At 62.1% G+C, this 20,722-nt stretch carries 26 protein-coding genes and 1 pseudogene; 4 read left to right on the top strand and 23 right to left on the bottom strand.

Annotated features, from left to right (window positions below):
- Together VEIS_RS18745 and VEIS_RS26870 are read left to right on the top strand one after the other, a co-directional pair.
- On the top strand, positions 1–1,470 hold the full coding sequence (locus tag VEIS_RS18745) for an aldehyde dehydrogenase family protein (protein ID WP_011811571.1): 1,470 nt from the start codon (positions 1–3) through the stop codon (positions 1,468–1,470).
- A 51-nt stretch (positions 1,471–1,521) separates the two neighbouring features.
- Positions 1,522–2,335 (top strand): annotated as a pseudogene (locus tag VEIS_RS26870) (integrase core domain-containing protein).
- A 36-nt stretch (positions 2,336–2,371) separates the two neighbouring features.
- Here VEIS_RS26870 and VEIS_RS26875 read toward each other — a convergent pair.
- From VEIS_RS26875 to VEIS_RS29120, 21 genes are all read right to left on the bottom strand, one after another.
- Positions 2,372–2,521 carry a hypothetical protein gene (locus tag VEIS_RS26875; protein ID WP_232287750.1) on the bottom strand — a complete coding sequence of 50 codons (150 nt, stop codon included), beginning with the start codon at positions 2,519–2,521 and terminating at the stop codon, positions 2,372–2,374.
- Positions 2,522–2,638: 117 nt separating this feature from the next.
- Complete coding sequence (locus VEIS_RS29110) at positions 2,639–2,902, bottom strand: hypothetical protein (RefSeq protein ID WP_011811574.1); 264 nt, start codon at positions 2,900–2,902, stop codon at positions 2,639–2,641.
- A 5-nt stretch (positions 2,903–2,907) separates the two neighbouring features.
- Entirely contained in the window at positions 2,908–4,755 is a 1,848-nt protein-coding gene (locus VEIS_RS18770) for an ABC transporter substrate-binding protein (protein WP_232287751.1), read from the bottom strand.
- Positions 4,739–5,077 (bottom strand): DUF1801 domain-containing protein, encoded by a 339-nt coding sequence (locus VEIS_RS18775; RefSeq protein WP_011811576.1) that lies wholly within the window; start codon positions 5,075–5,077, stop codon positions 4,739–4,741. Before VEIS_RS18775 ends, VEIS_RS18770 begins: the two co-directional genes overlap by 17 nt.
- 8 nt (positions 5,078–5,085) lie before the next feature.
- Entirely contained in the window at positions 5,086–5,475 is a 390-nt protein-coding gene (locus VEIS_RS18780; protein ID WP_011811577.1) for a VOC family protein, read from the bottom strand.
- An 11-nt stretch (positions 5,476–5,486) separates the two neighbouring features.
- Positions 5,487–5,729: a hypothetical protein gene (locus VEIS_RS18785; RefSeq protein WP_198137900.1), complete on the bottom strand. Its 243-nt coding sequence runs from the start codon at positions 5,727–5,729 to the stop codon at positions 5,487–5,489.
- 63 nt (positions 5,730–5,792) lie between these two features.
- A complete protein-coding gene (locus VEIS_RS18790; RefSeq protein ID WP_011811579.1) occupies positions 5,793–6,773 on the bottom strand; it encodes an ABC transporter ATP-binding protein in 981 nt (326 codons plus the stop codon).
- 131 nt (positions 6,774–6,904) lie between these two features.
- On the bottom strand, positions 6,905–7,930 hold the full coding sequence (locus VEIS_RS18795; RefSeq protein ID WP_049774090.1) for an ABC transporter ATP-binding protein: 1,026 nt from the start codon (positions 7,928–7,930) through the stop codon (positions 6,905–6,907).
- Between the two features lie 234 nt (positions 7,931–8,164).
- On the bottom strand, positions 8,165–8,899 hold the full coding sequence (locus VEIS_RS18800) for a C39 family peptidase (RefSeq protein ID WP_011811581.1): 735 nt from the start codon (positions 8,897–8,899) through the stop codon (positions 8,165–8,167).
- Positions 8,896–9,321 (bottom strand): hypothetical protein, encoded by a 426-nt coding sequence (locus tag VEIS_RS18805; protein ID WP_232287752.1) that lies wholly within the window; start codon positions 9,319–9,321, stop codon positions 8,896–8,898. The genes VEIS_RS18800 and VEIS_RS18805 overlap by 4 nt, the downstream gene beginning before the upstream one ends.
- 324 nt (positions 9,322–9,645) lie before the next feature.
- Complete coding sequence (locus VEIS_RS18810; RefSeq protein ID WP_011811583.1) at positions 9,646–10,287, bottom strand: hypothetical protein; 642 nt, start codon at positions 10,285–10,287, stop codon at positions 9,646–9,648.
- Positions 10,288–10,700: 413 nt separating this feature from the next.
- Positions 10,701–10,859 carry a hypothetical protein gene (locus VEIS_RS29115; protein WP_157048595.1) on the bottom strand — a complete coding sequence of 53 codons (159 nt, stop codon included), beginning with the start codon at positions 10,857–10,859 and terminating at the stop codon, positions 10,701–10,703.
- A 199-nt stretch (positions 10,860–11,058) separates the two neighbouring features.
- A complete protein-coding gene (locus tag VEIS_RS18820) occupies positions 11,059–11,724 on the bottom strand; it encodes a hypothetical protein (protein WP_041950191.1) in 666 nt (221 codons plus the stop codon).
- A 66-nt stretch (positions 11,725–11,790) separates the two neighbouring features.
- On the bottom strand, positions 11,791–12,228 hold the full coding sequence (locus tag VEIS_RS24965) for a hypothetical protein (protein ID WP_011811586.1): 438 nt from the start codon (positions 12,226–12,228) through the stop codon (positions 11,791–11,793).
- A 145-nt stretch (positions 12,229–12,373) separates the two neighbouring features.
- On the bottom strand, positions 12,374–13,246 hold the full coding sequence (locus VEIS_RS18830; RefSeq protein WP_011811587.1) for a transporter: 873 nt from the start codon (positions 13,244–13,246) through the stop codon (positions 12,374–12,376).
- A 345-nt stretch (positions 13,247–13,591) separates the two neighbouring features.
- On the bottom strand, positions 13,592–14,509 hold the full coding sequence (locus VEIS_RS18835; protein WP_011811589.1) for an ABC transporter permease: 918 nt from the start codon (positions 14,507–14,509) through the stop codon (positions 13,592–13,594).
- Positions 14,506–15,480, bottom strand: a complete 975-nt coding sequence (locus VEIS_RS18840; protein ID WP_011811590.1) for an ABC transporter permease — start codon at positions 15,478–15,480, stop codon at positions 14,506–14,508. The genes VEIS_RS18835 and VEIS_RS18840 overlap by 4 nt, the downstream gene beginning before the upstream one ends.
- A gap of 139 nt (positions 15,481–15,619) precedes the next feature.
- A complete protein-coding gene (locus VEIS_RS18845; protein WP_041950192.1) occupies positions 15,620–16,321 on the bottom strand; it encodes a creatininase family protein in 702 nt (233 codons plus the stop codon).
- A 56-nt stretch (positions 16,322–16,377) separates the two neighbouring features.
- Entirely contained in the window at positions 16,378–17,385 is a 1,008-nt protein-coding gene (locus VEIS_RS18850; protein WP_041951044.1) for an isoaspartyl peptidase/L-asparaginase family protein, read from the bottom strand.
- A gap of 38 nt (positions 17,386–17,423) precedes the next feature.
- Entirely contained in the window at positions 17,424–18,356 is a 933-nt protein-coding gene (locus VEIS_RS18855; protein ID WP_011811593.1) for a MurR/RpiR family transcriptional regulator, read from the bottom strand.
- Entirely contained in the window at positions 18,253–18,594 is a 342-nt protein-coding gene (locus VEIS_RS29120) for a hypothetical protein (RefSeq protein ID WP_157048596.1), read from the bottom strand. The genes VEIS_RS18855 and VEIS_RS29120 overlap by 104 nt, the downstream gene beginning before the upstream one ends.
- Before the next feature lie 129 nt (positions 18,595–18,723).
- On the opposite strand from VEIS_RS29120, the gene VEIS_RS18860 reads away from it, so the two are divergent.
- Positions 18,724–19,227: a DUF4124 domain-containing protein gene (locus VEIS_RS18860; RefSeq protein WP_041950193.1), complete on the top strand. Its 504-nt coding sequence runs from the start codon at positions 18,724–18,726 to the stop codon at positions 19,225–19,227.
- Between the two features lie 9 nt (positions 19,228–19,236).
- Here VEIS_RS18860 and VEIS_RS18865 read toward each other — a convergent pair whose 3' ends face one another.
- On the bottom strand, positions 19,237–19,629 hold the full coding sequence (locus tag VEIS_RS18865; RefSeq protein ID WP_011811595.1) for an RnfH family protein: 393 nt from the start codon (positions 19,627–19,629) through the stop codon (positions 19,237–19,239).
- The gene (locus VEIS_RS18870; RefSeq protein WP_011811596.1) at positions 19,619–20,062 is read right to left on the bottom strand and encodes a type II toxin-antitoxin system RatA family toxin; all 444 of its coding nucleotides are present in this window, start codon (positions 20,060–20,062) and stop codon (positions 19,619–19,621) included. The genes VEIS_RS18865 and VEIS_RS18870 overlap by 11 nt, the downstream gene beginning before the upstream one ends.
- A 131-nt stretch (positions 20,063–20,193) precedes the next feature.
- Here VEIS_RS18870 and smpB point away from each other — a divergent pair, with 131 nt between their 5' ends.
- Entirely contained in the window at positions 20,194–20,667 is a 474-nt protein-coding gene (gene smpB / locus VEIS_RS18875; RefSeq protein WP_011811597.1) for an SsrA-binding protein SmpB, read from the top strand.
- The last annotated feature ends 55 nt before the right edge of the window (positions 20,668–20,722 follow it).

Raw genomic sequence — 20,722 nt, forward strand, 5'->3', positions numbered from 1 at the left:
ATGCAAACATCCTCGCATCTGCGCACCGGCACCTATCCCTTACTGATCGACGGCCAGGAGCGCTCCTCCAGTGCAGGCCAGCACTTTGACGTCGACAACCCCAGCACCGGCCGCGTGCTGGCCCAGGTCACCCAGGCCGACGCGAATGACGTCGATGCCGCTGTGCGCGCCGCCCAGACCGCCTTCGACACTCATTGGCGCCATACCTCCGCACGGCAGCGCAGCCGGCTGCTGCGCAAGCTGGCCGACGCGCTGGAGCGCCGCACCGAGCAGTTGGCCTGGCTGGAAACCTGGAACGTCGGCCGGCCGATCACGCTGACCCGCGCCACCCTGGGCACCATGCTCGACGGGATCGACTACGTGGCAGGTGTGGCCCAGGGCATCGGCGGCCAGACCCACAACGTGGCCGACACGCATATCGTGAACTTCACCCTTCGGGAACCCTATGGCGTGGTCGGTCTGATCCTTCCGTGGAACTACCCGCTCACGCTGACCATCAGCAAGCTGATGCCGGTTCTGGCCGCTGGCAACACCGCCGTCATCAAGGCTTCGGAGATCACACCGCTGTCCACCGTGGAACTGGGTGCCGCCATCCTGGAGGCCGGGTTCCCGCCAGGCGTCATCAACATCGTGCACGGTCCCGGCGCCACCGTCGGCCAGGCACTGGTGGAGCACCCGCTGGTCGAGCGGATCTCCTTCACCGGCGGCACCGCCACCGGCAAGGCCATCTACCGCAGCGCCGCCGAACGCATCAAGCGGGTGACGCTGGAACTCGGCGGCAAGTCGCCGTTGATCGTCTTCGACGATGCCGATCTCGACCTCGCAGCGGCCATCGCCCTGCAGGACGTCACGAAGAACTCCGGCCAGATCTGCGTCGCCTGCACGCGGCTGCTGGTCCACGAACGCATTGCCGAGGCATTCACCGAGCGCCTGCGCCAGGCCTACCAGCACATCCGGGTCGGCCTGCCCGAAGACCCGCAGACACAGATGGGCCCGCTGGTCAGCCGCGCGCAACTCGAGCGCGTGCAGCGCTACATCGACATAGGCCGCGACGAACAGGCCAACCCGGAAGTGCTGCAGGACCTGTCGGGACGCGCCGAGCTGCGCAATGGCTATTTCGTCGCCCCCACCCTGTTCACCCAGGGCCGTAGCGGCATGCAGGTTGCGCAGGACGAAATTTTCGGTCCGGTGCAGGTGGTGATTCCGTTCCGCGACGAGGCCGACGCCGTGCGCATCGCCAACGACAGCCGCCACGGCTTGGCGGGCGTGGTCTGCACGCGCGACGGTGCCCGCGCCATGCGCATGTGCCACGCCCTTCAGATCGGCAACATCGCGATCAACGACCCAATCAAGGTCTCGGTCGACGCTCCTTTTGGCGGCTTCAAGGAGTCCGGCCTGGGCAAGGAGCGCGGCATCGACGCCATTCTTGAGAACACGCAAGTCAAGAACGTCCGCTTCTCGATGCGCTGATGCGGTCACGGCAACCAATCAGGGCACATCTAACCATATCAACAGGAGGCAGTGCGACTGGTTCACGGCGGGCAGAGCATCGCAGCGGCGGCCAGGACTCTGGGCGTGGTGGAACAGACGCTGTTCAACTGGGTCAAGGCGGATCGCCTGGGCAAGCTCACAGGCGCTGACAGCAAGGCAGTGAGCGCCGAGCAGATGGAGATCAGTCGACTGCGCGCGGAGCTGGCACGGGTGAAGATGGGGCGTGACATCTTGGGAAAAGCGACGGCGTACTGCGCGAAGGCGCAGAGCTGAAGTACGCCTTCATTCACCGCAACCGCCAGGCGTGGCCGATCTCTGTGCAGTGCCGAGTCCTGCAGGCCAGCATCACCGGCTACCACGAACACTTCGTTCGTAGAGCCAGCGCGGCCCAGCGGCACCATCTCAGCGACGACGCGCTGCTGGTGCACATCGAGGTGATCCACGCCGAAACGCGGGGCGGCTACGGCTGGCCGCGCACGTGGAAGGAACTGCGGGCCAGGGGCATCCGCGCAAGCATGCCGGGCTGATCTTGCACAGCGACCGGGGCAGCCAATACGCCAGCGAGGACTTCAGGGACGTGCTCGCCCAGTGCGGCATCACGGCCTCGATGAGCCGCAAGGGCAACTGCTGGGACAACGCCTGCAGCGAGACCCTGTTCGGTTCGTTGAAGGCGGAGCGACTGCATGGGCAGCGCTTCGTGACGCGGCGCCAAGCCAAGGACGAGGTCATCGCCTGGGTACTCTGGTACAACCGCACCCGGCTGCACTCCACGCTGGCGTACGTCAGCCCGGTGCGGTTCGAGCAAGACTGGCATGCGGCTCAGGCCAAGCAAGCCAATTCGTGACTCCGCTATGGGGTACGGATTCCAGGGGTAAGGTCACTACCGCACGGGGTACTGACCGTTGCGGATGAACCGATCGAAGGTGTCCTCCTCGGGTTCGCCATCGTCATGTTCTGGCCACTGCCACTCGGCGTCGGGTATCGACAGCAGCGTCAGCGAGTAGTCGTATTGGTTCGCGACCCTGGTCATTTCGGTCAGTTGCATGGGCGCTGGTTCGCGCGGAAATCAGGTCTGCGCCCGCCTGGATTGCATCTGGGCACCAACATTCAAGGAGATATCTTCTGTGAGGAGAGGCAGTCCGTGTTGTCAAGCGCGATCAGCAAGTTGCCATTGACCGAACGCCAGCCATTTCAGATCGGCGTGCTGCCACAGCACAATTGACCAATCTCGATGATCAACGGACACAGGCTGCACGGCGATATCGGGTCCGGCAGATTGCGATCCGGTTGTCCGAGGGGATCGAATGCACCCCGAACGGCGATGGGGTTGTTTCTGCCGCGCTGTTTCTGTATGCGCACCGGATAATCCAAAAATGAGGAAAAAGGCCGACTGCGTGAAATCGGCCTGCATCCCCCTTACTTCTTGTCCAGCCGGATGAAAAACGGCAGCGTCTCATCATCCACACGCGGCTTGAAAGACAAGGTATTGGCGCGCGCGGCCCATACCGAGGACAACTGCACGACCGGAATGATGGCGTAGTCGTCCTGCACCATTTTCATTGCGCTTTCAAACAATAGCCGGCGCTTGTCGTCGTTGGTCATGCGCATGGCGACCGATATTGCTGCATCAGCAGCGTCATTGGAATAATTCGTCACGTTGGATGCGCCGAAACCTTTGGATTTGTCGTTGGTGCGGGCAATGGCTGCCAAGGTATAGCCCGCTTCTCCGGTCAGTGAACCCCAACCGGCCAGTGATAGCACGTATTCACCACGCTTGCGCGCCGGAATGAACACGGTGCGCGAAATGGCGTTGATTTTCGTGTCGATGCCGATTTTGGCAAACATCTGCCCTAGCGCCGAGCAGGTCGCCGCATCTCCTGGCAAGCGGTCGCTGGTGCAGTGCAGGGGCAGCGAGAAGCCGTTCGGGTAGCCTGCTTCGGTCAGCAATTTTTTGGCCCTGTCGATATTCGTTGGCAACAACGGTGGTTTGGACAGGGCACCAAAGAAGCCGTCCACGATCAGTTGATTGGATGGCGTGGCCATGCCTTCGAGTACGGTGCCGGCGATGGTCTTGCGGTCGATGGCCAGCGATAGCGCTTCACGCACGCGCTTGTCGCGCAGCGGGTTGACTGGCAGTGGTTTGCCCGCCTTGTCGGTGATTAACTCGCTCTTTTCGCGCACGTCCGGGTAAAGCAGGTAGATATAGATGGAGTCGCCCTGCACCACGGAGAAATCGCGATTGTTTTTGAGTTTGGCGACATCGCCGTAAGGCAGGTAGTTGATCAGGTCGACCCGTTTGGATGACAGTGCGGCCAGGCGCGCAGCATCGTTGCTGATTTCGAGAAAATGCACTTTCTTCCAGTCTGCCGCGCCGCGCCAGTATTGGTCGAAGCGCTCCAGCAACAAATCGGCGCGCGGTTTGAACGAGATCAGTTTGAAGGGGCCGGTGCCAATGGCTGCCTTGCCGCTGTTGAAATCGGCGACCTTGGCCGCGCCGATGGAGGCGGGCACGATCATGATGCGCGCCAGGTCTTGTGGCAAGGCGGGGTTGGCCATCGAGGTTATGACACGGACGGTCAAATCATCCACGGCATCGACCTTGCTGATATTGCGTGTATTGATGACCAGGCCGGCATCCGGCCCCGCCGCCTTGGGAACGCGCTCCAGAGAAAACTTGACATCCTGCGCCGTCAGCACACTGCCATCGTGAAATTTCACACCGGGGCGCAGTTTGAATTCCCAGGTGTGCTCGTCGATCACTTTCCAACTGGTCGCCAGGCCGGGCTGGATTTGCAGTTTATCATCCTGAAACACCAGGGCTTCGTAGATGTTTTTTATCGCGGCGATTTGCGTGCCTAGCGCCAGGTAGTGCGGGTCCATCGCTTCCGGGCCGGCGCGCACGCCAATCCTGAGTTCCTGCGCCAGTGCCGGGGCCAAGGCCGCGGCGAGCAGTGCACTCATCATGGCTCGTTTTACGATTATCATATTGTTTCCTTTCGATGGGTGAATGACCGCGTTGAAGCGTGGTTTCTCGTCATTATTGAGATGGCACGCGCAAGAATGGCCTGGGGCAAGCTCCATGAATTCAGATGCCGCCCGCGCGCAGTGCTCCAGGGCACTGGATTGGCGCAAACCCATCGGCCCCAGGTCGATGGTGATGGTGTAAGCCGGATTGTGCGCCTTGACATTCAACTTCGCGCTGACCACGGTACCTACCCGCAGGTCCACCTTCTCAAAATCAAACCACTCAATCGTAGTCGTCATCGCGGAAACTCCCTTGTGTGCAGGAACGCATAACGGGGGGTTCCATTTTGATGTGGCGGCGGAACTTGCCGCTGCCTTCCAGCACGCCGTGTGCATCCTTGAACTGGTGGCCGTGGCCGAATTCAAGCGAGACATTCTCCCGGTAGGCATAGACGCCGCAGAATGGTTGCTTGGCTTGGAACATGATTCCACCGTACTTGACGATCTCGGTGGCCGAGGGCCCTGTGCGCATCACGATCTGGCGAACGCCCTGGACGATCTCGTGCAATATCGGGCCACAGATGTCCTCGACGAGTTGCTCAATTCGGTCTGCGGCTTTCATCGCAGCCCTCAACTCAAGGCGGTGCACAGTTCCACCAGCGACCCGTCGGGACAGCGCAGGTACGAGACCGATTGCCCCCAGGGCTTGCGTTTCGGCGCGGCGATCTCGATGGCACCGGCCTCCAGTGCAGTGGCGTGGGCCTTCTCTACGTCGTCGGTGATGAAGGCAAGCTCGACACCCAGTGGTTGCTCGGTCTGGCTGCAATAAACAAAGCCCTGCTTCGAGTTGGATTCTGCGAGCTTGTGCGATGCGAAGGAGATGGTGGTGCCGCCGGTTTCCAGTTCGCCGTAGTCTCCCTCTTCGGTCATGAAGCGCCGCTCGAACCCAAATGCTTTCTCGAAAAAAGCCAATGAAACCGCAACGTCCGGCACGTAGACGATGGTGTATCCGTATTTCATGGGACTTTCTTTCAGGCTTGAGAAAATGAGTGGGCCAGCCATCCGGTGTGTGACGGATGGCGCAGGGACACCGAGACGGTAACAGCGGGCTGGAGGCCGGCGAGTCTGCGTTCGAAAGGGTGAATCGACTGCGGCAGCGCCTCGGCCACCATGACCTGCGGGGCCATCGCTTCCGGGCCAGCGCGCGCACCGATCTTGAGTTCCTGCGCCAGCACCGTCCCGGCAAGCAACGCCACCGTTGGTGCCATCAGCATGGCGTGTCGTATGGTTTTCATATCCTCTCCCTTCGATGGATGTACTGCGTTGGAAAACGACTTTCAATCATCACCGAGATGACACGCCGAAGAATGCCCCGGCGCCAGTTCCCTGAATACCGGCACCTCGCGCATGCAGCGCTCCATGGCATGTGGGCAGCGCGGGTGGAAATGGCATCCGACGGGCGGGTTGAGCGGCGAGGGAATCTCGCCCTTGATCGCGGAAAAACGGCGCCGGCGCAAGTTCAGCGTCAGCATGTTGGCCAGCAATGCCTGTGTGTAGGGGTGGTTGGGGCGGGTGAAGATTTCTGCGGCCGGGGCCAATTCGACCAGGCGTCCGAGGTACATCACGGCAACGCGGTCCGAGATATGTTTGACCACGCCCAGGTCGTGGCTGACGAACAGGTAGGTCAGGTTGTGGTCGGCGCGTAGTTGCATGAACAGATTGAGCACTTGCGCCTGCAAGGAGACATCGAGCGCGGCGACGGCTTCGTCGCACACCAAGAATTCGGGCTGCATGCCCAGTGCCCGCGCAATGCCTATGCGCTGGCGCTGGCCGCCGGAGAATTGGTGCGGATAGCGGAAGCGGTAGGCCGGGTCGATCCCGGCGCGCTGCATGGCGCGGCTGACGTGATCGTCCAGATTCGCCTTGTCCACCAGCCCGTGCGTGAAAGGGCCTTCGCCGACGATGCGGTCGATGCGATGGCGTGGATTGAGCGAGGCGTAAGGGTCCTGGAAGATCATCTGCACCTTGGTGGTGGTCTTGACCACGCGCGCGCCCTGTTGCACTGCCACCGGCTGGCCGCGGTACAGCGCGGTGCCGCTGGAGGCGGCATGCACGCCGGCCACCATGCGCGCCAGGGTGGATTTGCCACAGCCGGATTCGCCAACCAAGCCCAGCACTTCACCTGCGCGGATTTCTACGGACAGGTTGCTGACTGCCTGCACCGTGGCCGGCGGTTTGGCGTGGCCGAGCATGCCCAGCAGCCGCTGCGTCAGGGTGGCGGCCACGGTGAAGTGTTTGGAGAGGTTGTTGAGTTGCACCAGGCTTGCTGGAGCACCTCCGCCTTCGGCTGCGGTATGAACGCCTTCGGGCGACCGTGCAGCGAAGGATGGGGCACCTCCGCCTCCGCCTTCGGCTGCGGTGTGATCGCCTTCGGGCGGCCGGGCGGCGATCATGCGCTCACCTGCGTTGCCAATGCCTGCACCGGATGCCAGCACCAGGCGCGATGGTCGGTGCACTGGTCGGCGCTGTGCGGCGGGGGCGTTGCGCGGCATTGCGCATCGGCACGCGGGCAGCGCGCCTGGAATGCGCAGCCGGGCGGCAGGGCGAGCAACATGGGTGCCATGCCGGGAATCTGGTACAGCGCCTGGCCTTTTTGCGCATGGCTCGGCACGGAGGCGATCAGGCCCGCTGTATAGGGGTGCAGCGGGGCGTCGAGCACTTGATCGACCGTGCCGTACTCGGCGACCCGGCCGGCATACAGCACGCAAATCTTGTCGGCCAGCCCGGCGACGACCGACAGGTCGTGCGTGATCCAGATCATGGCCATGCCCTCCTGCCGCGCCAATTGCTGCACCTCGGCCAGTATCTGCCCCTGAATGGTGACATCCAGCGCCGTGGTGGGTTCATCGGCGATGATCAGCGCGGGCTTGTGCAGCAGCGCCGTGGCGATGGCGATGCGTTGGCGCATGCCGCCGGAAAGCGCGTGCGGATAGGCTTGCAGGCGCTCGTCCGGCGCCGCGATGCCGACCTTGACCAGGGCGGCGCGGGCGCGGTCGAGCGCTTGCTGCTTGCTCACGCGCTCATGCACCAGGATCGCCTCGGTCATCTGCGTGGCCACGCGCAGCACGGGGTTGAGCGTCATCATCGGGTCTTGGAAGATCATGGCGATGTCGGCGCCGCGCAGGGCGCGCAGGGCCTTTTCCGGCAGGCCGACCAGTTCGCGCCCCTTGAGTTTGATGGAGCCGCCGGTGATGCGACCGGGCTTGTCGATCAGGCCCATGATCGATAAGCCGGTGACGCTTTTGCCGGAACCGGATTCGCCGACCAGGCCCATGATCTCGCCACGCGCCAGCGTGAAAGACACGCCGTCTACCGGCGTGACCGTGCCGGCAGCGGTCGGGAAGCGGGTTTGCAAGTCCCGCACTTCGAGCACCGGGAGATGTCCCGCGACAGGTTGCTGTGCCTGCTGCGGCATCTGCTGCGGGGGCGCCATCCTGCCCGGATGCACGCTCATCGTTTCAACCTCTGGCAACAGGTCTCGGTCACCTCAGGCACTTGCCGATGGATGAGATGGATACACCTGTTCGTGTCCAGCATTCGCTTGGTCATGCCCGGCTCCTTTTTTCCACTTCAAGCCATGTTGTGACGAAAAACAAGGAAAAGCAAGGCGCGTACCTGACTTGACCGAGCAATGGGCACGCGCAATGGCTCAGGGCTGCGTCCGAAACGCCAGTTGCGCCGTGGCGTTGATGCGGCGTGGCGCTTTGGTGAAAAAATCGCCGGAGCTTGGCCCATTGGCAACATTGGCAACATTGGCAACATTGGCAACATTGGCAGCATTGGCAGCATTGGCAGGCAGCACCGCCAGGAACTTGCCCGCCAAGCCATCCTCGGCATCGGCGCGGGTCTGCCACATGTCCAGGAACTGCGCGCGGCTGTAGGTGCGGTTGCCCAGGCTGGGGTCGGCCAGCCACACGGTGTCGCTGCTGATGCCCCGCAGCACCGCGAAATGGTCGTCCTTGCGCTGCTTCACATAGACCACGACCGGCATCTTCAGGCGCGCAAGCTGCTCCCAACTCGCGGCAAAGCCCTGCGCCCGAAAGCCAAACTGCGGCAGGGCGCGGGCCATGTCCTCGAAACTGGCCCGCCCATCGCCCTTGTCCATGGCCTCGAGCAGGGCTGCCTCGGTCAGGTTCTGACCATAGTGGCTGTTGAGCAAAGTCGCCAGCGATGCCGCGCCACAGGAATAATCCAGGTCCTGCTTGACGATGCGCTCGTCGCGCAGCGTCTTCCAACTCTTGAGCGGAACCAGGCCATGGGCCGAGTGGGTCGCCAGCAATGCCGCTTCAGGGCCGGACGCCTTGGCGGGGTCATCAGCCCGTGCTGGCGCGGCCAGCAGCAGAGCACAGCAAGCCAAAGTCCATCCAGACCTGATCACGCTCACGCGCCTGCTCCGCCAGGGACCAAGCCCGTCACGACCATGAGCACACCCACCAGAGCAAACATCGATCCCGCAGCCACGATGGCAGGCAGCAGCCCGATGGCAATGCCGGCGATGCAATAGCCCAGGCTGGCTTGGGGGATGGCGCCCTCGATGGCTTGCGCGCCCACCCAGACCGAATACAGCCACAAAGGCAGGGTCAGCAGCGGCGGCACACCCAGCGCCGCCAAGCCAGCGCCCAAGGTATCGGCCACCAACCACGACGCCGCCACCAAGTTGAACAAATCGCCCTGACCGTCCCAACGCCCCCCGCGCTTGAGCCACCAACGCAGCACCGCCACGATGATCGGGAACGCCACCCAAGTGGTGACCAGCCCCATGCCCCCCATGACCACACCCAGCCACGCGGGCACACCGGGCGGCATGGTGTGAGATCTTGGGTCCAAACCAATCAGCACGCCGATGAGCGAAACCGCCAGCACCGATTGCCAGCGGGGGAAAATAAGGTCCGGGAACGTCACTCTTTTGAGCAACATCATCCTTTGACCGACGCCAATGATTTGCAGCTTTCCTATCCGAAACGGGTTCAGTACGGTCGACACTGCCAAAAGGACTACACCAAGTATCATGTATGTCATGGATTTTCCTAAATTTGTCATAGAGCACGGCTGGCAGCCGGCTCCAGGTATGGCCGGGCTTACTTATCGGAGATGGGGCGCAGCCCAGCTACCAAAATCCACCCAGCCCCCTCATGCGCCTGCCCCGCCAGGGACCAAGCCCGTCATGAGCGCCCGCACCAGAGCAAATACCAACCCCGCAGCCGCGATGGCCGGCAGCAGCCCGATGGCGATACCGGCGATGCAATAGCCCCGGCTGGCTTGGGGAATGGCGCTCGCCATGGCTTTCGTGCCCACCCAGAGCGAATACAGCCAGAAAGGCAAGACCAGAAATGGCGGCGCATTCAGCATCATCAAGTTTGCGCAGAAGCTGTCGAGCATCAACCACGACGCAGCCACCAGATTGAACAGATCGCCTTGGCCGTCCCAACGTCCCCCGCGCTTGAACCACCAGCGCAGCACTGCCACGATGACCAGAAACGCCGCCCAAGTGGTGAGCAGCCCTGTGACCAGCCCCACGACCACACCCAGCCATGCGGGCGCATCGGGCGGCACTGCGTGCAATCTTGGGGCCAAACCGAACAGTACGCCGATGAACGAAATAGCCAGCACCGATTGCCAGCGGGGAAAAACCAAGTCCGGGAACGCCACTCTTTTGAGCAACATCATCCTCTGACCAGCACCAATGACCGGCAGCTTTTTTGCCAGGGACTGGTTTATCAATGTGGACGTCACCAAAAAGCATAATCCGTAATTGAAATCAAAAAGGGTCATCAATCCCTCACAGGGCATGACGGGTAACCGACAACCAATACATCCGCCATTCAGTACCACTGCGCCCCGATGCGTTGGCCTTGAACGTGGGCTTGGTGATCATGGGCGGCCACTTACCGAATGGCCGAAGAGGCAGTGATGACAATGACGACCAGTTGCCCGTAAGACACTGACTGACCCCATTGTTGCCATCTTTGCTTACTCCTCTGTCTGGGCTCATCCGACCCATGATCCGCGAGTTTGACCTGACGTCTTATCCACGCATGGAATACGAGATTCAGTGCCATGACGGATGCCATCAAAAACAGGTGCTTCAAGCCTGCGCCGAAAAAGTATCCTGCCAGAAGTATCAATGAAAAGCGGACTAACGCACTCATGAAATCACCTTTTCCTTGAATTTTGGCAAAGGCTGCTCATCCTTGCTTTCTTTTTCGATTTTTCATCAAGCGATCAATAAGCAAAATCAAATATGTAATAAAGGAAATCCCGATGGAAAAACAAATCAATCCAACCCAAATATTCCCTTTCGGATTGGCAGATGGAAAAATCAACTCATAAACTCCGAAAAACATGAAAAAATCCCTCCAAGCACGAAAGACAAAAAAACGAGGCTCGAATGCCGTGCCGTTGACGACTTTGCGCCAAATTTACCAACCAGATATCCTGATATGGCCTCTAGCGTGGTAGTAATCAACTCAAACATATGTTCAAATCCGTTGTCACACGGTTTGTCGAAAACCAATAAACGTCACCAAAATCCACCCGGACCCCTCATGCGCCTGCCCCGACAGAGGCCAAACCCGTCATTGCCATAACCATACCCACCAGAGCAAACACCAATCCCGCAGCCGCGATGGCAGGCACCAGCCCGATGGCAATGCCGGCGATGCAGTAGCCCAGGCTGGCTTGGGGGATGGCGCTCGCCATGGCTTTGGCGCCCACCCAGAGCGAATACAGCCACAAAGGCAAGAACAGATGCCAGATCAGAAATGGCGGCGCAGCCAGCGACGCATAGCCTGCAACCAGGGTGTCGGCCACCAACCACGATGCAGCCACCAGATTGAACAGATCGCCCTGACCGTCCCAACGGCCCCCGCGTTTGAGCCACCAGCGCAACATTGCCACCATGACCAGGAACGCCACCCAGATGAGGAGCAATCCCGCGACCAACTCCACGACCAACTCCACGACCACATTCCGCCACGGCGCAGACACATCGGGCAGTGCTGCGCGAAGTATCGGGTTCAAACCGATCAGCATACCGATGAGCGAAATGACCAGCACCGATTGCCAGCGGGGAAAAAGCAAATCCGGGAATCTCACTTCTCTGAGTAACGCCATCCTTTGACCAACGCCAAGGACACGTATCTTGCCCGTCGTCCAAGAGGGCCGGGTCAGCACTGTCATTACTGCTATCCAGGCTATCAAAAATTTCATGGCTTTTTCATAAAGCACGACTGTTAGCCGACCCGAGGTATTGCCGACGGGTCGGCGCCAACTAAGTTATCTATTGAGGTGGGTCGCAGCCCATCCACCGACATAACCAATGCCCGAACCCCAAATTGAGGCAAGCGGCCACCAAGGAGTCAGACTGGCTACAGCACCACCTACCGCTCCAGTGCCAACTGCGGTTGCCCAGCCACCCCAAGTGCGATTTGAGGGCGTGGTGCTGGTGTAGTAGCCGAAAGCACCGCCTATGCCGCCACCTAAGCCGCCAAGCCCAATTTGCAACAAAGCACCTTCCGTCTCCTTCATTTCCTGATCAGACAGCGCCGCCAATTGCATCGGCTTATCTGCCTGCTCGAACATCGCATTGATATCCGTCTGGCTGAAAGCCGCCACTGGCAAGGTTGGCAGGTTTTCCAACTGCGTGGCGTTGGCCTGTGCCGACAGCAGGCCAGCCATAGCCAGCGCGAGTGCGGTGTGTTTGAGCGTTCTCATGTAGACTCCTTCATATACAAAAACAAAGAACAACAACAAGCCTCGAAACAGACTCCCGAGGCGCCTATTAACGGTGTTTGCACCACCGCTAATCCCTGTGTGGCGGCTTGCCGCCACTTTTTTTGACCGCCTGTCTTGAGAGAAATCAGGGCGTATACAACCAGGACATTCGCAACTCGGCACCGCTACGCCCCGATGCGTTGACTTTGAACGTGGTGTTGAGGATGCTGTCCTTGGCAAAGCCGTAACCCACGCCGATCAGCAGGTCGGTGGCGGTGCGGGCGAGGCCTTGGCTTTGCCCGCCAAAGCGGTCGGCCTGCCGGCGCGTCCACTGCGCGCCGGTGCTCAGCGTGACCCGGTCGTTCACCGCAAAGGCCACACCGGGGTTGAGCAAGAGCAGGCTGCCGGGCTGGTAGCTTTGCGCGCCGTCTTGCCGGCCTTGGTTGAAGCGGTAGGCTCCGCTAAGGGAAAACACCACGGGGTCGATGGCCTTGTAAGTGGTGGCGCCCAACATGGCCGATTTGAAGCTGGCGCTGCTACGGCGGTGCTTTTCGCGCAGGGCGATTTCGGCAAAGCCGAGCACGGCGGGGCCGTCGTCGTCTTTCTTGAATTGGTAGTTGACCCCGGCCCAGGCATCGGCAAAGCCCGATTGGCTGCTTGTGGCAGAACCGTCCAGTCCGCTGCTGCGCCGGCGGGAGCTCAAGCCACTGAGGCGCGCATAGACTTCGGCCTTGGCCGTCAGTCCATGGCGCAAACCCAGTGCGGCCACGGCGATGTCGCTGTTGTCCACATGCTCGCCAATCTGCGTGGGCAGGGTGACGAACGAGGTCGGGCCGACTTGAACACTGATGGGGGCGGCGGTGGAGACGCCTTGCCGGTCGGCGTTGGCGTAAGACAGTGACAGATCGAGTTTGATCTTGCCTTTGTCAGTGATGAGGTTTTCGACCGTGAGCGGCAGGTCGGCCCATGCCAGATGAGGCAGCGATGCCAGCAAGATACCAAACCGTATGAAACGCATGCACGTCTCCCTTTGCTTTGATCTCTCAGCGAAATTTTCGCGAAATACTGTATTGCCCGTCTCTTCGATTGTCAACATGGCTGTCGAGAGTTTTCGATCTGTCCTGTTTTGTAACGCGCAACCCGCCGTGTGGCGGCAAAGAATCCGACTCCGAGCAGCTCGAAAAGAAGCCCGTGGGCAGAATCTGGCGGCCATCGGGTCATGCACGCTCGCCGCTGCGCCATGCTTTGCGCCAGCATGAAAGACACGCCAGGCGTGACCGTGCCGGCAGCGGTCAGGAAGCGGGTGTACCAGTCCCGCTCTTGGCGCACCGGGAGAGCACCGGGGGCGAGTCCAGAGGCGCGCTCATTGCTTCAACCTCGGGTTGAGCACCTCGCGCAACTGGTCGCCGACCAGATTGATGGCGAGCATGATGACGACCAGCGTGGCGCCGGGGTACACGCTCATCCAGATGCGCCCGCTTTGCATGTACTCAAACCCGCGCAGGATCAAGCTGCCAAGCGAAGGCTCGGTCATCGGCAGCCCCACCCCCAGAAAGGACAGCGTCGCCTCCAGCACGATGGTGCTGGCAATGTGGATGGTGCCGACCACGATCAGCGGGGGAAACACATTCGGCAGCAGATGGCCCAGCGCGATGCGCAGCGGCGGCAAGGGAATGGCGGCAGCCGCTTCGATGTATTCCTTTTGCCGCTCGGCCAGCGCTGCGCCGTGCACGGTGCGGGCAAAGTAGGCGTACTGCGCCGCCACCAGCGCGACGATGACCTGGAACCTGCCCTGCCCCAAGGCCGCCACCAGCACCAGGGCCAGCATCAAGGGCGGAAACGACAACTGCAAATCGACCACCCGCATGATGGCCGCTTCCACCAGCCCGCCGCGCAATGCCGCCAGCAGGCCGAGCAGCGTCCCCGCGACCAGCGCGACGACCCCGGCCACCAGGCCGATGCCCAGGGACAGGCGCACGCCGTAGACAATCGCGCTGTATAGATCGCGCCCATCGGCATCGGTGCCCAGCATATGCACATAGCCGCCCGAACCGGTGCTGCCCGGCACCAGGCGCGCATCGGCCAGATTCAGAAGCGCTTGGTCGTAGGGATTTTGCGGCGTGATCCACGGCGCAGCCAGCGCGCCCAGCATGATTGCCACCAAGACCGCCAGGGCCAGCACGGCCAGCTTGCTGCGCGCAAAATCGCGCCACAGCATCCTGATGTAGTTGGCCTGCCGCGCTTTGCGCGCATCGGACTGCTGCGTGGCGCGGCTGCTCATTTGCGCCCTCCCAGGCGAATGCGCGGGTCCAGCATGGAATACAGGATATCGACCACCATGTTGATCACGATGAACATGAACACCACCAGCAGCAGATAGGCCACCACCACGGGCTGGTCCAGCGTGCGAATCGAATCGATCACCAGTTTGCCGGTGCCGGGCCAGGAAAAAATCGTCTCGGTCACGACCGCGAACGCAATCATGGTGCCCAACTCCAGCCCCAGCACGGTGACCAGCGGAACCATGATGTTGGGCAGCACATGGCGCAGCATGACGCGCAGCGGCGATACGCCCTTGGCGCGCGCGAACTTCACGTAATCGGCCATGATCGCCTCGCGCACCCCGGCGCGCACCAGCCGCACGATCAGCGCCAGCCGGAACAGCGCCAGGCTCGATGCCGGCAGCAGCAGATGCCGCCAGCCGTCGAGCGTCAACACCGACCACTCGGCGCCCAGCCACGCCACCGTCTCGCCGCGACCGCCCGAAGGAAGCCAGCCCAGTTGCACGGCAAACACCAAAATGAGCATCAAACCCATCCAGAACGCCGGCACGGAAAAGCCCAGCACCGTGCCGCCCATGATGAGCTTGGCCGACCAGCCATCGGGCCGATACCCGGCATACAAACCCAGCGGCACGCCGATGCAAATGCTCAGCAGCATCGCCACCAGCGCCAACTCCAGCGTTGCAGGCAGACAGGAAAAAATCAGCCCAAGCGCGGGACTGTCATAGACAAAGGAAGTGCCGAAATCGCCAGCGAGCGCATTTTTCAGAAACAGCAGGTACTGCTGCGCCACGGACTTGTCCAGGCCATAGCGCGCAATGGTCTCATCGCGCATGGTTTGATCGGCTTGGGGATTGATCAGAATATCCACCGGATTGCCGATCGCATACACCGCCACAAACACCAGCACCGACATCAGCAGCAACACCACCACCGCCTGGGCGCTGCGCTGCAGGATGAAGTTCAGCATCGCCACCTCGTCCGTGCGGGCTGGCCGCCTTGGCTACCGCGCCGAACCTGCGCGCAGGATGCGCACTGGCGAGGCCAGCGACCACCCGCATCAGCCCCGGGTTGAACCTGCGCGCAGGACGCTGACTGGCTGCGCACGCTCACACCCAGGGACCTTCGAGCACTTCACGGGTTTCAGCGACGGCAACCTGCCACAACGCCTGCATCACCTCATCGGGCTTCTCGTAGTAGCCGCCGTAATTGCCATCGCCCAAATAGTCGCGCAACTCCTGCGGGTGCATCTGGCGCAGCCGCTCAAAGTCCACCAGCGGGCGCTGGTGCTGCGGCTGCTGCACGCCGGGCAAGCGGGTGTAGCTGAAATTTTCCATCCACGAAGCATGCGATGCGACCGGATCGATGGACAGAACCTTGCGCCAGGTTTTGGGCGCATTCCACCAGTTGTGAAACTTCACGCGCAGGCCGGGATGCTGCGCCATCGATTGCAGCGCCACGCTGGCCGCAGGCTGGTTGCCGCCATGACCGTTGACGATGAGCACGCGCTTGAAGCCATGCGTAGCCAGACAGTCGAGCATGTCCCTGATCACGGCCACATAGGTTTCGAGGCGCAGCGAAATGGTGCCGGGAAAACCCATGAAAGACGGCGTAAACCCGAAGGGCAACGCCGGATAGACCGGCACCTGGAGCGGCTCGGCAGCCTGCACGGCCACCTGCTCGGACAGGATGGCATCCACGCACAGGCTCAGATAGGCATGCTGCTCGGTGCTGCCAATGGGCACGACGACGCGGTCGTCCCGCGTCAAGTACGACTCGATGTGCATCCAGTGGCAGTCGCGGATTTTCATGGTGGGGGCGGGTGTGTGGTGGATGGGGTTGTGCTGGCTGATGCAGAGGCCCGGTATCAGGCGTAAATCGCCGTCATGGGTGCCTGGCCTACCCGGGCGTAGCCACGGTACATGCCTTCGGTGTTGAACGGCAGCACCACGTTGCCTCGTGCATCCACCGCCACCAGACCACCACGGCCGCCCAGGCGCACGAGCTTGTCTTGCACCACGCAATCGGCCGCATCGGCCAGACTCAGGGCGCGGTATTCCATCAATGCTGCGACGTCATGCGCGGCGGCTATTTTGATGAACGCCTCACCCGTGCCGGTGCAGGACACAGCGCAACTGGTGTTGGCCGCATAGCAACCTGCCCCGATGATCGGCGTATCGCCGACGCGCCCGACCGCCTTGTTGGTCAGCCCGCCGGTGGAGGTGGCAGCCGCGACATGTCCATGGACATCGCAGGCGACGGCTCCCACCGTGCCGAACTTGGTGTCCGGGTCGATCGGCGCAGCGTCGGGCGTGCCTGCCATCCACGCGGTCTGCGCGTTGGCCGCAGCGAAATGGCTGGCGCCGTCGTGATCGAGAAAAAGCCGCATGCCGCCCTGCTCCTTGGTCTTGTGCAATTGGTGGAGCCGTTGCGGGGTCGAGAAATATCCGGGTTCGACCATGGCCACGCCATGCCGCTGGGCAAAAGCATCCGCGCCGTCGCCTACCATGAGGACATGCCCGGAATGCTCCATCACGGCACGCGCGGCAAGAATCGGGTTGCGCACCCGTTTGACACATGCGACGGCGCCGGCCGCCAACCCGGTGCCGTCCATGATGGAGGCGTCGAGCTCATGCGTCGCATCGCAGGTGAAAACGGCGCCCCGGCCGGCATTGAACAGCACGCAGTCTTCCAGCAGCGTCACCGCCACAGTGACTGCATCCAATGCGCTGGCGCCTTCGGCCAGCGCGCGCTGGCCGGCCAGCAGGATTTCACCCAGGGCCTGCTGGTAAGCCCTTTCCTTGGCGGCGGTCATGCCGGATTTGGCAATGGTTCCCGCTCCGCCATGGATGGCGATGACCGGTTGTCGGGGCATGGTGCTGCGCATACGATTTTTCGATGGCAAAAGTGTCGTTACTGCTTGCGCTTGCTGCTGGCCGCCGGTGTGATGCGCTGCGCATCGGCGCGACCGAAGTAAAAATAGGGCATCAACTGCTCGGCCAAGTCGCGCGCTTGCGCAAGAGCGTTGCTCTGACCTTGCGCCAGCATGGCCCCCAGCGCTTCCAGCACGGTCAGTGCGGCCACGTTGGAGCTCGATAGCAAAGCGCTGTTGGCCTTGGCATAGAGCACATGCTGCGCCAGTTGCACGAGCGGTGACGTTGGCGCGTCAGTCAGGGCAGCGACCACCGCGCCACGCTGTTGCGCGAAATGGAGCAGACGCACCGTGTCGGCCGAATAGCGCGGAAACGAAATGCCAAAGACCAGATCCTGGGCAGTCAATTGGTTCATTCGACGCACGGCCTGCTCCGCCCCGCCTTCGCCGCCGATGGAGTGAACGTTGGGACAATACAGACCAAGGTGGTAGGCGGCGGAACTGGCCAGAAACGCGCTGCTGCCGAAGCCGACGATGTAGACCCGCTCCGATTGGCGTAACGCGAGCACAAAGTGCTCATGCGCGTCTGCATTCGACATGCTGCGTGTCGCCTGAAGATTGTCGACAGACTGGGCAATCACGGCCAAAAGGGTGTCGTGCAAACGGGTGCCGGGCTTGATGTCGCGCAGTTTTTCGACCGGCTCCAAGGCGGTCTTGAAGACCTGCAAAAGATCGGCCCGGAAATCAGGATAGCTGCTGTAGCCGAGCGCCCGTGCAAACCGGTTGGCCGTAGCGATCGACACCTTGGCGGCCTGCGCCAGCTCTTCGATGGATGCCGTTGCCACATCGAAGGCGTGGCGCAACACGTAATCAGCAATGCGCTGTTGCGAGCGCGGCAAAGCCGCGTACATGCCCGCGACGCGCTGTATCGCCGGGGCGTCGAACAAGGCAATCGGGAAAGTGGGCTGGTCCATTTGCACGATTGTTTTCCGGGTTCATTTCATTTGCAATGTTTTTTTTCATCCAGGAGCGCACTACTGCGCCCGCCGCTAGTGTCGCGTCACGGATCAGATGTCGTAGGCTGCGCGCAGCCATCGGAGCGCAGCGCAAGGCGCATCGCGCAGCCAATACCGAGCGTATTGGCAAGCGATGCAACGCCGCGATGCGCTTCGATGGCCAGCGCAGACCGACAGATGATCGGTGACGCGACACTAGCCTCCGGCCTGGCAAGGCCCGTTGCGCGGCGTCGCTGGTGGGGGGAGCGCAGCCGTGGCCTGCGTCGTGGGTCGCGCGCAACTGAACACTGGCGGGCGGGGGGCCAGGCGGATAGACTCCGGCTGCATGAAATTGCACAAGATTCTTTTGCTGGCTGTGGCCTGCACCTGGGCCATGGGCGCGTCAGCGCAATGGCAGTGGATCGACAAGGAGGGGCGCAAGGTTTTCAGCGACCGCTCACCACCGCAGGACATCCCGGAAAAAGACATCCTGAAACGGCCCGGCGGCCGATCGGCCCCGGCGTCGAAGCAGGCGGTGCAAAGCGTTGCGGCGGCGCCCGCCGCAGCCGCGCCAAAACCCGCTGCCAGCGGCAAGGACAAGGAACTGGAAGAGAAAAAAGCCCAGGCCGATGCCGCAGAAGCGGCCAAGAAAAAAGCCGCAGAGGAAAAAGTCGCCAAGGACAAGGCCGAGAACTGCACCCGCGCCCGCGCAGCCAAGGCCGCATTCGATGCCGGCAAACCGATCACCCAGGCCAATGCCGATGGCGAGCGCATCTTCCTCGATGGCCCGGCCCGCGATGCCGAGGCCCGGCGCATCAACGAGATCGTGGCCTCGGACTGCGTGAAGTGATGAAGTGATTCAACCCGGTTTGCCTGACCGCTGGCGGGCAAACAGCCCCGCCGTGCGGGCGCCCTGGCGGGCAAAGCGCTGGCGGCGTGCCAGTTTGGGGTCCACCTTCAAGGGGCGGTAGATCTCGATACGGTCCAGATGCTGCAGCGGCGCGTCCGGCCCGACGGCTTGGCCCCATATGCCCAACGATGCGGGCCGCCCCCCAGCGTCGTCTCGTGGCGCGGTGCCGCTGGCGCCTTGCCGCGCGGCACCACTGGCGCGTATCGCATCGCCGAGCGTGGCGCCGATGGGCAATTCCAGTGTCCACTCCTGCGTCTGGCGCGGCGCGACGCACAGCACCACCGTGACCTGCAAGGTCGCCCGGATTGCGGTGTCAGCGGTGTCAGCAGTGTCATCCGCCATAGATTTGCTTGGCCCGGGCGACAAAGGCATCGACCAGGCTGCCGGCGATGCGGTCGAACACCGGCCCGACCAGTGCGGCCAGCGCGGGGTTGCCAAAGCCGTAGTGCAGCCGCAATTCGATTTTGCAGGCGCGCTGCGTGCCGTCTCCGACCGGATGGAAATGCCAGTCGCCGTCCAGCCGCGAGAACGGCCCTTTGACAAGGTGCATGTGCACATGCCGCCCCGCCTGGTGCGTGTTGCGCGTCACGAAGCTCTGATGGATGCCGCCGAGCGCAATCCCGATTTCGGCCGTCATGCCGTCGGCGGTCTGCTCCAGCACGACACAGCGGTCGCACCACGGCAGAAAACGGGGGTAATGCTCCACTGCGGTGACCAGGGCGAACATTTCTTCGGGGCGGTACCAAAGGAGGACGGACTTTTGAACGGTTTTCATGCAGGCGGAGATTGCAGCTTGGGCACAGCGCCCGGCCGGGGGAAATTACAATCGCGCTGGCGCGGCGCTGAGCATTGTAGGCAGGCCGTCGATCTGCCCTGAACTGCCGGTTTGCGCTGCATCCGAACCCCATGACCAAAAAACCCGATCCTGCGTCCCGCATTGCCGACAACAAGAAAGCGGCCCACGACTATTTCCTGGAAGAACGCTACGAAGCAGGCATGGTGCTGCATGGCTGGGAGGTCAAGGCGTTGCGCGCGGGCAAGGCACAGCTGACCGACGGCTATGTGCTGATTCGCGACGGCGAGCTGTTTTTGCTCGGCTGCCAGCTCCAAGCGCTCAAGACCGCGTCCACCCATGTCAGCCCCGAGGCGGCGCGCACGAAGAAATTGCTGCTCAAGAAGGACGACATCCGGCGCCTGATCGGCAAGGTCGAACAAAAGGGCTACACCCTGGTGCCGCTGAACCTGCACTGGAAAAATGGCGTCGTGAAATGCGAGATCGCGCTGGCCAGGGGCAAGGCCCAGCACGACAAGCGCAACTCCATCAAGGAGCGTGAAGGCAAGCGCGAGGTCGAGCGCGCGCTGAAAAGCCGCAGCCGTTGACCCTTGCGTCGAGCCTCGATCCGGCCGTCACTGCACCGGGCCGAAGGCACGGGTT

The organism is Verminephrobacter eiseniae EF01-2 (genome assembly GCF_000015565.1).
GTDB lineage: Bacteria > Pseudomonadota > Gammaproteobacteria > Burkholderiales > Burkholderiaceae_C > Acidovorax > Acidovorax eiseniae.

Coding starts and splice junctions, on each gene's coding strand:
- VEIS_RS18745 (WP_011811571.1), top strand. CDS start 1: ATGCAAACATCCTCGCATCTGCGCACCGGCACCTATCCCTTACTGATC.
- VEIS_RS26875 (WP_232287750.1), bottom strand. CDS start 2,521: ATGACCAGGGTCGCGAACCAATACGACTACTCGCTGACGCTGCTGTCG.
- VEIS_RS29110 (WP_011811574.1), bottom strand. CDS start 2,902: ATGCAGGCCGATTTCACGCAGTCGGCCTTTTTCCTCATTTTTGGATTA.
- VEIS_RS18770 (WP_232287751.1), bottom strand. CDS start 4,755: ATGACGACTACGATTGAGTGGTTTGATTTTGAGAAGGTGGACCTGCGG.
- VEIS_RS18775 (WP_011811576.1), bottom strand. CDS start 5,077: ATGAAAGCCGCAGACCGAATTGAGCAACTCGTCGAGGACATCTGTGGC.
- VEIS_RS18780 (WP_011811577.1), bottom strand. CDS start 5,475: ATGAAATACGGATACACCATCGTCTACGTGCCGGACGTTGCGGTTTCA.
- VEIS_RS18785 (WP_198137900.1), bottom strand. CDS start 5,729: ATGCTGATGGCACCAACGGTGGCGTTGCTTGCCGGGACGGTGCTGGCG.
- VEIS_RS18795 (WP_049774090.1), bottom strand. CDS start 7,930: ATGCCGCAGCAGGCACAGCAACCTGTCGCGGGACATCTCCCGGTGCTC.
- VEIS_RS18805 (WP_232287752.1), bottom strand. CDS start 9,321: ATGCCGCCCGGTGTGCCCGCGTGGCTGGGTGTGGTCATGGGGGGCATG.
- VEIS_RS18810 (WP_011811583.1), bottom strand. CDS start 10,287: ATGACCCTTTTTGATTTCAATTACGGATTATGCTTTTTGGTGACGTCC.
- VEIS_RS29115 (WP_157048595.1), bottom strand. CDS start 10,859: ATGTTTTTCGGAGTTTATGAGTTGATTTTTCCATCTGCCAATCCGAAA.
- VEIS_RS18820 (WP_041950191.1), bottom strand. CDS start 11,724: ATGAAATTTTTGATAGCCTGGATAGCAGTAATGACAGTGCTGACCCGG.
- VEIS_RS24965 (WP_011811586.1), bottom strand. CDS start 12,228: ATGAGAACGCTCAAACACACCGCACTCGCGCTGGCTATGGCTGGCCTG.
- VEIS_RS18830 (WP_011811587.1), bottom strand. CDS start 13,246: ATGCGTTTCATACGGTTTGGTATCTTGCTGGCATCGCTGCCTCATCTG.
- VEIS_RS18835 (WP_011811589.1), bottom strand. CDS start 14,509: ATGAGCAGCCGCGCCACGCAGCAGTCCGATGCGCGCAAAGCGCGGCAG.
- VEIS_RS18840 (WP_011811590.1), bottom strand. CDS start 15,480: ATGCTGAACTTCATCCTGCAGCGCAGCGCCCAGGCGGTGGTGGTGTTG.
- VEIS_RS18845 (WP_041950192.1), bottom strand. CDS start 16,321: ATGAAAATCCGCGACTGCCACTGGATGCACATCGAGTCGTACTTGACG.
- VEIS_RS18850 (WP_041951044.1), bottom strand. CDS start 17,385: ATGCCCCGACAACCGGTCATCGCCATCCATGGCGGAGCGGGAACCATT.
- VEIS_RS18855 (WP_011811593.1), bottom strand. CDS start 18,356: ATGGACCAGCCCACTTTCCCGATTGCCTTGTTCGACGCCCCGGCGATA.
- VEIS_RS18860 (WP_041950193.1), top strand. CDS start 18,724: ATGAAATTGCACAAGATTCTTTTGCTGGCTGTGGCCTGCACCTGGGCC.
- VEIS_RS18865 (WP_011811595.1), bottom strand. CDS start 19,629: ATGGCGGATGACACTGCTGACACCGCTGACACCGCAATCCGGGCGACC.
- VEIS_RS18870 (WP_011811596.1), bottom strand. CDS start 20,062: ATGAAAACCGTTCAAAAGTCCGTCCTCCTTTGGTACCGCCCCGAAGAA.
- smpB (WP_011811597.1), top strand. CDS start 20,194: ATGACCAAAAAACCCGATCCTGCGTCCCGCATTGCCGACAACAAGAAA.